An 8,369-nucleotide genomic window follows, 5' to 3' on the forward strand; every position below is an offset into this window, starting at 1 on the left:
CACGCCGCACCGGCTGTTCCGGCGCCTCCGGCTGGCCGTCGTGGAGGCGGAGCGGGAGCACCTGCTGGAGCTCAGACGGCTCGGGGTGTACCCGCCGCGCATCGAGGACCGCGCGCAGGCGCTGCTCGATCTCGAGGAGACCCGCCTCCGTCCAGGAGCCGCCGAGCACTGAGGACCCGGCGGTGTCGGGATGGTCTCGAGGCTCGCTCCGCTCGCACCTCGACCAGCGGAGCAGGGCACGCACGGCCACTCCTCCACCCCCACCCGGTGATCGAGGTGCGAGCGCCTGCGAGCCTCTGGCACCTCGACCGGCGGAGAGGAGCCGGGGTCAGCCGAGGAGGTCGCGGCGGACGATGACGCCGTCGCGTGCCGGCCCGACGCCGATCACCGAGATGGAGGCGCGGCTCATCTCCTCGAGCGCGAGCACGTAGTCCTGCGCGGTCCCGGGCAGGTCCTCGAACCTGCGCGCGCCGGTGATGTCCTCGCTCCAGCCGGGCAGCTCCTCGTAGATCGGGGTCGCGTGGTGGAAGTCGGACTGGCTGACCGGCACCTCCTCCACCCGACGGCCGTCGATGTCGTACGCCACGCACACGGGGATGCGCTCGAGCCCCGTCAGCACGTCCAGCTTCGTGAGCACGAAGTCCGTGACGCCGTTGATCCGCTGCGCGTAGCGCGCGATCGGCGCGTCGAACCAGCCCGTGCGCCGGGGACGCCCGGTCGTCGTGCCGAACTCGAAGCCCCTCGAGCGCAGGAACTCCCCCGACTCGTCGAACAGCTCGGTCGGGAACGGCCCCGCGCCCACCCGGGTCGTGTACGCCTTCGCGACGGCGATGACCCGCTCCATGCGGTTCGGGGCGACACCGGAGCCCGTCGCGGCGCCCCCGCTCGTCGCGGTCGAGGAGGTGACGAACGGGTAGGTGCCGGGGGCGACGTCGTGCATCGTGGCCTGGCCGCCCTCGAACAGGACGGTCCGTCCCTCGTCGAGGGCCGTGTTCAGCTCGAGCGCGGTGTCCGCCACCATCGGCCGGAGCCGGTCGACGTACTGCAGCAGATCGGCGACGACCTCGTCGACGCCGATCGCGCGGCGGTTGTACACCTTGAGCAGCAGGTGGTTCTTCTGGTCGAGGGCCCCCTCCACCTTCTGCCGGAGGATTCCCTCGTCGAACAGGTCCTGGATGCGGATCCCGACGCGGTTGATCTTGTCCGCGTAGGTCGGCCCGATGCCCCGCCCCGTGGTGCCGATCTGCCGCTTGCCGAGGAAGCGCTCGGCGACCTTGTCGATCGTGCGGTGGTACTGCGTGATGACGTGCGCGTTCGCCGAGACCCGGAGGCGCGACACGTCGACCCCGCGCGCACCGAGCGCGTCGAGCTCGTGGAACAGCACCTCGAGGTCGATCACGGTGCCGTTCGCGATCACCGGGACGACGCCGTCGCTGAGGATGCCGGACGGCAGCAGGTGCAGCGCGAACTTCTTGTCGCCGATGACCACGGTGTGCCCGGCGTTGTTGCCGCCGTTGAACTTGACGACGTAGTCGACTCGGCCGGCGAGCAGGTCGGTCGCCTTGCCCTTGCCTTCGTCGCCCCACTGGGCGCCGATCAGAACGATCGCGGGCATGAGAGGTCCCTTCCTCTTGGGATCCAAACCTATCCGAGGTCACTGCGGTACTAACTTGCACGTCGGTGTGCAAGTTAGGCGTAGACTGTCGGCATGACCGATCAGCCCCGGGTGCGCGCGCCACGCACGGACGCCGCGAAGAACCGGGCCGCGCTGCTCGAGGCGGCCCGCGCGCTGCTGAACCGGGACCCCGACGCGTCGCTCGACGCGATCGCCGCGGGCGCCGGCCTGACGAGACGGTCCGTGTACGGCCACTTCGCCTCACGCGAGGCGCTCGTCGCCGAGCTGGCCGCGCTCGGCGCCGCTCGGGTCGCCGCGGCCGTCGCCGACGTCCACGACCCCGACCCCGTGCGCGACCGCGCGCTCGTCGGGCGCCTGGTCTGGGACGAGGTCGAGCACGTCCGCGCGATGACCCGGACCGTGGTCCGCGGACCGCTCCGGGAGCAGGTGCTGGGCGGCGCGCTCGGGCCGCTCCACGCGCGCATCGTCGCGGACGTCGAGGCGGCCGGGCGCGCCGGCGCCGGGCGCACCCACCTGCCGGCCGAGACCGTCGCCCGCCTGATCGAGGGCGCGGCGTTCACCGTGCTCGACGAGAGCCTCCGCAGCCCCGTCTCGCGGCAGGAGGGGCGGCGCCTCGTCGTCCTCAGCGGCCTCGGCGCGCTGGGGCTGTCGTGGCGCGAGGCCGGCGCCGTGCTCGAGCGCCACGCCGATCGGCTCGCGCCGGAGGAGGACCACTGATGCTCGAGATCATCGCGGCCGCGGTCGGCGACGAGCGCACGCCCGCGCTGCCGCCCTTCAGCGCGCGCCTCGACGCGGAACGTGCGGGCGTCGCCGTGGCGGAGGGCGACCGGGGGCCCATGCTCGCGTCGCTCATCGCGGCCGGGCGCCTCGTGCCGGACCGCGGCGAGGTCCTCCTCGACGGCGCCGCGGACGCCGCGGCGCTCCGCCGCGCGGTCGCGCTCGTCGACACCCCCGTCGTCGCCGAGCCCGCACCCTCCCTCCCCGTGCGCAGCGTCGTACGCGAGGAGCTGCGCTTCGCCGGCCGGCCGTCGCGCGGTGGCGACGCCGAGGCGCTGCTGACCGCACTCGACCTGGACCGGTGGAGCCGCGCCCCGATCCTCGACCTCCCGCCGACCGACCGGATCCGGCTGCTGCTCGAGCTCGCGGCCCTCCGCGACGGCGTCCGCGCCCTCGTCCTCACCTCCCCCGAGCGCCACGGCGGCCACGCCGTCGGCTGGCGCCGGATCGCGGAGGACCTCACCGCCCGCGGGCTGCCCGTGCTCGTGATCGGCGGCGCCGCCGTCCGCGAGTCCCTGTCCGACGCCATCCCGACCGGAGCGATCGACCGATGACGATCCTGACCCTGCTGCGCACCGAGCTGCGCCGCCTCACCTCCACGAAGCTCGGTGTGCTCGCGTTCGTCGCGCTCATGACCGTGCCGCTGCTCTACGGCGGCATGTACCTGTGGGGCAACCTCGACCCCTACGGGCGGTTCGCGAACGTGCCCGCCGGGATCGTCGTCGCCGACACCGGCACCACGAGCGGCGGCACGACGGTCGATCGGGGGCGCCAGGCGGCCGACGAGCTCGTGAAGGACGGCTCGTTCGACTGGCACGTGCTCAGCGCCGACGAGGCGCGGCGCGAGCTCGCGAACGGCGGCGTCGACTTCGTCGTCACGTTCCCGCGCGACTTCTCGAAGGACCTCGCCTCGGCCGGGACGACCGCGCCGACGAAGGCGCGGCTGCAGCTCACCACGAACGACGCGAACAGCTACCTGTCCTCCACCATCGCGAAGCAGGTGACGACGGAGGTGCGCGACCGCATCGCCTCGCAGGTGGGCACGACCGCCGCGAAGCAGTTCCTGGTCTCGCTGTCCGACATCCGCGGCAAGCTGACCGACGCCACGGACGGGGCCTCCCGGCTCGCGTCGGGCGCGGACGTCGCGAAGTCGGGCGCGCAGCAGCTCGCCGACGGCACCGCCACGCTCGCGGCGGGCGCCAGGACCGCCGCGTCCGGGGCCGCGAGCGCCGCCTCCGGCGCCGGGCGACTCTTCGACGGTGCGGCCTCGGCCGCCTCCGGCGCCGCCGATCTCTCGTCCGGCGCGCAGCGGACCGCGAGCGGGGCAGGCTCCCTCGCCTCCGGCCTGCACCACCTCGCCTCCGGTGCCTCGGCGCTGCCCGCGGGTGCGAAGTCCGTCGCGAGCGGCGCGGCGCAGGTCTCGTCCGGGAACGCCGCCCTCGCGACCGCGCTGAAGCAGGCCGCGGGATCGACCGCGACAGGCGAGGCGCTCGCGCAGCAGCTCACCGCCGACGGGCTCACGCCCGCGCAGGTCCAGCAGGCCCTCGCCGTCCTGCAGCCGGGGCAGCAGGCGCTCGCGCGCGCCGCCTCCTCGGCCGACGCACTCGCGCAGGGCGCCTCGTCCCTCTCCTCGGGGGCGGACCGGCTCAGCAGCGGGGCGACCCAGGTCTCCTCCGCGGCCGCGGAGGCGGCGTCAGGAGCCGACCGGGTCGCTGCCGGCAGCCGTGCCGTGGCGTCGGGCGCGGCCTCGCTCGAATCCGGCACGCGCAGCGTCGCCTCCGGTGCGAGCTCGCTCGCCTCGGGCGCCCAGTCGCTCGCGTCCGGGACGCAGCGGCTCGCCGACGGCGCAGGGTCGGCCGCGAGCGGCAGCAGCTCGCTCGCGAGCGGGACGGCGAAGCTCTCCTCGGGAGCCGCCTCCCTCCGGAACGGCCTCGCACGGGGTGCGGACGCGATCCCCGCGACCACGGCGCAGCAGCGCACCGCCCAGGCGACCGCGCTCGGCGACCCGCTCGCGGTCGCCACGAAGGACACCGCGAGCGCGGGCACCTACGGGGCGGGGCTCGCGCCGCTGTTCCTCAGCCTGTCCGCGTGGATCGGCGCGTACGCGCTGTTCCTGATCCTCCGGCCGCTGTCCCGGCGAGCGATCACCGCCGTGCGGCAGCCGATCCGCGTCGCGCTCGCCGGTTGGCTCACGCCCGCGCTGCTCGGCGCGGCGCAGATGGTCGCGCTGTTCCTCATCGCGACCGGGCCGCTCGGGATCCACATCGTCCACCCGGTCGCCACCATGGGCGTGCTGCTGCTCACCGCGGCGACGTTCGCGGCGATCCTCCTGCTCCTGAACGCGGCGCTCGGCAGCGTCGGCCAGTTCCTCGGGCTGATCCTCATGCTCGTGCAGCTGGTCACGGCGGGCGGCACGTTCCCGTGGCAGACGCTGCCCGGTCCGCTCGCCGCGATCCACCACGCGCTGCCCATGGCGTACAGCGTCGATGCGCTACGGCAGGTGATGTACGGCGGCGACCTGTCGCTCGCCTGGGGCGACGCGGGCGTGCTGGGCCTCTGGCTCGTCGCCGCGGTGGCGCTGACCGCCGCGATCGCGGCCAGGATGACCCGGCACCGCACGCTGCGGGACCTCCAGCCCTCCCTCATCGGCGGCTGATCGGGAGGGATGGTCTCGAGGCTCGCTCCGCTCGCACCTCGACCATCGGAACGAGGCGACCCCACCCGGTGATCGAGGTGCGAGCGCCAGCGAGCCTCGAGATCACCCCGACCCGCGGGACGGGTCAGGGGGTGTCGAGCGCGTCGATGAGGCTGCCCTGCAGCCACGTCAGCCACGCGTAGACGAGCCCCTGCGGCGTCGTCGCATGCTGCAGGTGCTCGATGCCGACCCGCTCCGCGAGCGCGATCCGGAGGTCGCCGAGCGCCTTCACCCAGACGATCGCCCCCTGCTGGTCGAGCCGCACCACGCCGCCGGGCGCCGCGTCGAGATCGGCGACGACGCGCTGCGCCCCCTCGGCCTTCGCCGCCGCGAGACGCTCGCGGGTCGCGTCGCTGAACTCGGCGGACGCCTCCGGATCGCCGGGCACGGCATCGGGGAGCAGACGCTGCAGCACGACGTCGTCGGCCGCGGCCGGGTCGTCGGCCGCAGCCATGGTCTCCGCGAGCCCGTTCGCCAGGTTGCCGATCATCTTGCGCTCCGACCCGGTGAACCGGCGCTCGATGACGTCGCCCTTGCGGCGGAACTCCCCGAGGACCCTCACCGGTCCTCCTGCTGCATCGTGGCCTGCAGCCCGTAGCCGTGCATCGCCTCCACGTGCCGCTCGATCTCCTCCCGCGTGCCCGTGACCACAGCGGCGCGGCCCTCGGTGTGCACCTGCAGCATGAGGCGCTCCGCCTTGGGCTTCGGGAAGCCGAAGTAGCTCGTGAAGACCCAGGTGACGTAGGTCATCAGGTTGACCGGGTCGTCCCAGACGATGAGCGTCCACGGCTTGCCGAGCACGAGCTGCTCGTCGAGGCGGCGATCCTCGAGCACGTCGGTCATCCCTCCAGGGTGCCATCCCCCGGTCGCTTCCGTCGCACCGGAGGAGGCCGGCCTGCTCCCCGGGGAGTACCCCGGAGAGCGCGGCGGTGGCTACGGTCGGACGGTGACGCGACCGGCCGCAGCAGGACCCCACGGGCCCAGCGCGGCCGCGGCGCTCACCGTGGCGTCCCTCCTGGTCGTCGTCGTGGCGATCGCCGTCGGTGCGCACGGGGATCCGGCGAGAGGGATCGCGTTCGGGCTGCTCGGCTGCGGATCCGCGCTCGCGGTCGGGCTCCTCGGACGGCGCGCCCCGGGGCCGGCCGCCGCGCTGTCGGGTGCAGCGTCGATGAGCGCCTTCGTGCTGCAGCCGCTGCCGCCGGTCGCGCTCCTCCCGTTCGCGATCGGCGTCGCGCTCGCGATGCGAGCCGGTGCCATCGTCTGGGCGATCTCGTCGGTGGTCGCGGCCTACGCGGTCTCGATCACGACGGTCTTCCTCAGCCCCAACCCCGTCGACTCCGCGCGGGGCTTCGGTGCGATGGCGCTGCTGCTGGTCGCGATCGGGGCCGGGGCGTTCCTGCGCGCCCGGCGAGCGCGGCGCCAGGACGAGCAGCGCAGGCAGGCGGAGCGCCAGCGCGCCGCGATCGAGGAGGAGCGCCTCCGCATCGCGCGCGAGCTGCACGACGTGCTCGCCCACTCGCTGTCGTCGATCAGCGTGCAGGCCGGGGTGGGGCTGCACCTCGCCGGCGACCGGCCGGAGGCCGCGACCGAGGCGCTCGAGACGATCCGGACGGCGAGCCGGGAGGCGCTGCAGGAGGTCCGCGGCGTGCTCGGCGTCCTCCGGGGCGACGAGTCGGCGCCCCGGACACCCGGTCCGGATCTCGCGGCGCTGCGGGCCCTCGTCGAGGACACGCGCCGCACCGGCGCTCGCGTCGACCTCGAGGACCGGCTCGACCCGCGGCCGTCGACCGCCGTGCAGCTGGCGATGTACCGGGTGGTGCAGGAGGCGCTGACCAACGCGCGTCGGCATGCCCCGGGCGCCGCGGTGGAGATCGCGCTCGGTCGCGACGGCGGCACGGTCACCGCGACCGTCCGCGACCGGATGCCGGGAGCGCGTCCCCGCCCTCCGGCCGCCGGCAACGGCATCGTCGGGATGCGAGAACGCGCCGCGGCGCTCGGCGGCTCGCTCGATCTCGTCCCGCACGAGGACGGCCTGGAGGTCGTGCTCCGCATCCCCGTCCCGGAGGGATCCCCATGATCCGCGTGCTGCTCGCCGACGACCAGGCCCTCATCCGCGCCGGGTTCGCCGCACTCGTCGACGCCGAGCCCGACATGACCGTCGCCGGCCAGGCCGCGACCGGGCGGGACGCCGTCGCCGTCGCCCGGCGCACCCGACCGGACGTCGTGCTGATGGACATCCGGATGCCGGACGGCGACGGCCTCTGGGCGACACGCGAGATCGTGCGCACCGAGGGCCTCGAGCACTGCCACGTCGTGGTCGTGACCACCTTCGAGCTCGACGAGTACGTCGCGGAGGCGGTGCGGGCAGGCGCGAGCGGCTTCCTCGTGAAGGACACCGAGCCGGCCGAGCTGCTGCGGGCGATCCGCGTCGCGCACGCCGGGGACGCGCTCCTCAGCCCGGGGCCGACACGACGGCTGCTCGAACGCGTGGTCGGCGGCCTCCGCCGGACCGAAGCCCCCGAGCGGCTCGCCGTGCTCACGGACCGCGAGCGGGAGGTGCTGACCCTCGTCGCCGCCGGGCTCACCAACGAGGAGATCGCGGAGCGGTTGTACCTCAGTCCCCTGACCGCCAAGACGCATGTCTCGCGGGTGATGGGCAAGCTCGGCGCCAGGGACCGCGTGCAGCTCGTCGTGCTGGCGTACGAGACCGGTCTCGTCGCGCCCGGCTGGCAGCCCTGACCCGCGCCTCCGGTACTTCCCGGGCAGCAGCGCGGGTGTCGCCCCCGGGGTGACGCGCGGGAGGCGGGATCGGCGGACGCTGGCAGCACGGTCCGACCGGACCCGTCCATCATCCGCATCGGAGGCATCGTGCTCACCGCACTCGCCGCACCCCCCTTCCACTGGTACGGGCCCGGGTTCGGCTTCCCCTTCCCCTTCTTCTTCCTCGTCCCCCTGTTCTGGATCGCCGTCCTCGTCGTCGTGCTGCTCCTGGTGCGCAGGGGCGCGCGTCGCCGGTGGGAGGCGTACGGCGGCCCCGCGTTCGGGCCGCACCGCTCTCCGGAGGCGACGCTCTCCGAGCGCTTCGCCAACGGCGAGATCGACGAGGTCGAGTACCGCGCGCGCCTCGAGGTGCTCCGCGCCAACCGGCCGCCCCGCCGCTGACCCCTTCGTGGGTGAGGAGAGGAGCGCGCCGCGGGCCCGGCACGGCGGCACCACGGAGGCGGGGACCCCCCCCGCCGGCCCCCCCCGGGCCAGCCCGCC

At 74.7% G+C, this 8,369-nt stretch carries 9 protein-coding genes; 6 read left to right on the top strand and 3 right to left on the bottom strand.

What is annotated here, in order from left to right:
* Positions 1–328: 328 nt before the first annotated feature.
* A complete protein-coding gene (locus ACTHLI_RS12435) occupies positions 329–1,615 on the bottom strand; it encodes an adenylosuccinate synthase (RefSeq protein ID WP_440184070.1) in 1,287 nt (428 codons plus the stop codon).
* A gap of 93 nt (positions 1,616–1,708) precedes the next feature.
* Between ACTHLI_RS12435 and ACTHLI_RS12440 the strand changes: the two genes are divergently transcribed.
* The 3 genes from ACTHLI_RS12440 to ACTHLI_RS12450 are packed head-to-tail and all read left to right on the top strand — an operon-like array spanning position 1,709 to position 5,069.
* Entirely contained in the window at positions 1,709–2,353 is a 645-nt protein-coding gene (locus ACTHLI_RS12440; RefSeq protein ID WP_440184073.1) for a TetR/AcrR family transcriptional regulator, read from the top strand.
* Positions 2,353–2,967, top strand: coding sequence for a hypothetical protein (locus ACTHLI_RS12445; RefSeq protein ID WP_440184076.1), 615 nt, complete (start codon positions 2,353–2,355; stop codon positions 2,965–2,967). The genes ACTHLI_RS12440 and ACTHLI_RS12445 overlap by 1 nt, the downstream gene beginning before the upstream one ends.
* Positions 2,964–5,069, top strand: coding sequence for a YhgE/Pip family protein (locus tag ACTHLI_RS12450; protein ID WP_440184079.1), 2,106 nt, complete (start codon positions 2,964–2,966; stop codon positions 5,067–5,069). The genes ACTHLI_RS12445 and ACTHLI_RS12450 overlap by 4 nt, the downstream gene beginning before the upstream one ends.
* A 124-nt stretch (positions 5,070–5,193) precedes the next feature.
* On the opposite strand, the gene ACTHLI_RS12455 is transcribed toward ACTHLI_RS12450, so the two are convergent.
* Entirely contained in the window at positions 5,194–5,670 is a 477-nt protein-coding gene (locus tag ACTHLI_RS12455) for a DUF2017 family protein (RefSeq protein ID WP_440184082.1), read from the bottom strand.
* The gene (gene clpS / locus ACTHLI_RS12460; RefSeq protein ID WP_440184084.1) at positions 5,667–5,951 is read right to left on the bottom strand and encodes an ATP-dependent Clp protease adapter ClpS; all 285 of its coding nucleotides are present in this window, start codon (positions 5,949–5,951) and stop codon (positions 5,667–5,669) included. Before clpS ends, ACTHLI_RS12455 begins: the two co-directional genes overlap by 4 nt.
* A gap of 103 nt (positions 5,952–6,054) precedes the next feature.
* Between clpS and ACTHLI_RS12465 the strand changes: the two genes are divergently transcribed.
* The 3 genes from ACTHLI_RS12465 to ACTHLI_RS12475 all read left to right on the top strand — a co-directional run bounded on the left by ACTHLI_RS12465 (position 6,055) and on the right by ACTHLI_RS12475 (position 8,270).
* Positions 6,055–7,185: a sensor histidine kinase gene (locus tag ACTHLI_RS12465; protein ID WP_440184087.1), complete on the top strand. Its 1,131-nt coding sequence runs from the start codon at positions 6,055–6,057 to the stop codon at positions 7,183–7,185.
* Positions 7,182–7,847, top strand: coding sequence for a response regulator (locus ACTHLI_RS12470; protein WP_440184090.1), 666 nt, complete (start codon positions 7,182–7,184; stop codon positions 7,845–7,847). The genes ACTHLI_RS12465 and ACTHLI_RS12470 overlap by 4 nt, the downstream gene beginning before the upstream one ends.
* A gap of 129 nt (positions 7,848–7,976) precedes the next feature.
* Positions 7,977–8,270, top strand: a complete 294-nt coding sequence (locus ACTHLI_RS12475) for a hypothetical protein (RefSeq protein ID WP_440184092.1) — start codon at positions 7,977–7,979, stop codon at positions 8,268–8,270.
* Positions 8,271–8,369 lie beyond the last annotated feature (99 nt).

Source organism: Amnibacterium sp., from assembly GCF_051956055.1.
Taxonomy (GTDB): domain Bacteria; phylum Actinomycetota; class Actinomycetes; order Actinomycetales; family Microbacteriaceae; genus Amnibacterium.

What these genes read in the sequence shown, in the direction of transcription:
- ACTHLI_RS12435 (WP_440184070.1), bottom strand. Translation starts at nt 1,615, where the DNA reads ATGCCCGCGATCGTTCTGATCGGCGCCCAGTGGGGCGACGAAGGCAAG.
- ACTHLI_RS12440 (WP_440184073.1), top strand. Translation starts at nt 1,709, where the DNA reads ATGACCGATCAGCCCCGGGTGCGCGCGCCACGCACGGACGCCGCGAAG.
- ACTHLI_RS12445 (WP_440184076.1), top strand. Translation starts at nt 2,353, where the DNA reads ATGCTCGAGATCATCGCGGCCGCGGTCGGCGACGAGCGCACGCCCGCG.
- ACTHLI_RS12450 (WP_440184079.1), top strand. Translation starts at nt 2,964, where the DNA reads ATGACGATCCTGACCCTGCTGCGCACCGAGCTGCGCCGCCTCACCTCC.
- clpS (WP_440184084.1), bottom strand. Translation starts at nt 5,951, where the DNA reads ATGACCGACGTGCTCGAGGATCGCCGCCTCGACGAGCAGCTCGTGCTC.
- ACTHLI_RS12470 (WP_440184090.1), top strand. Translation starts at nt 7,182, where the DNA reads ATGATCCGCGTGCTGCTCGCCGACGACCAGGCCCTCATCCGCGCCGGG.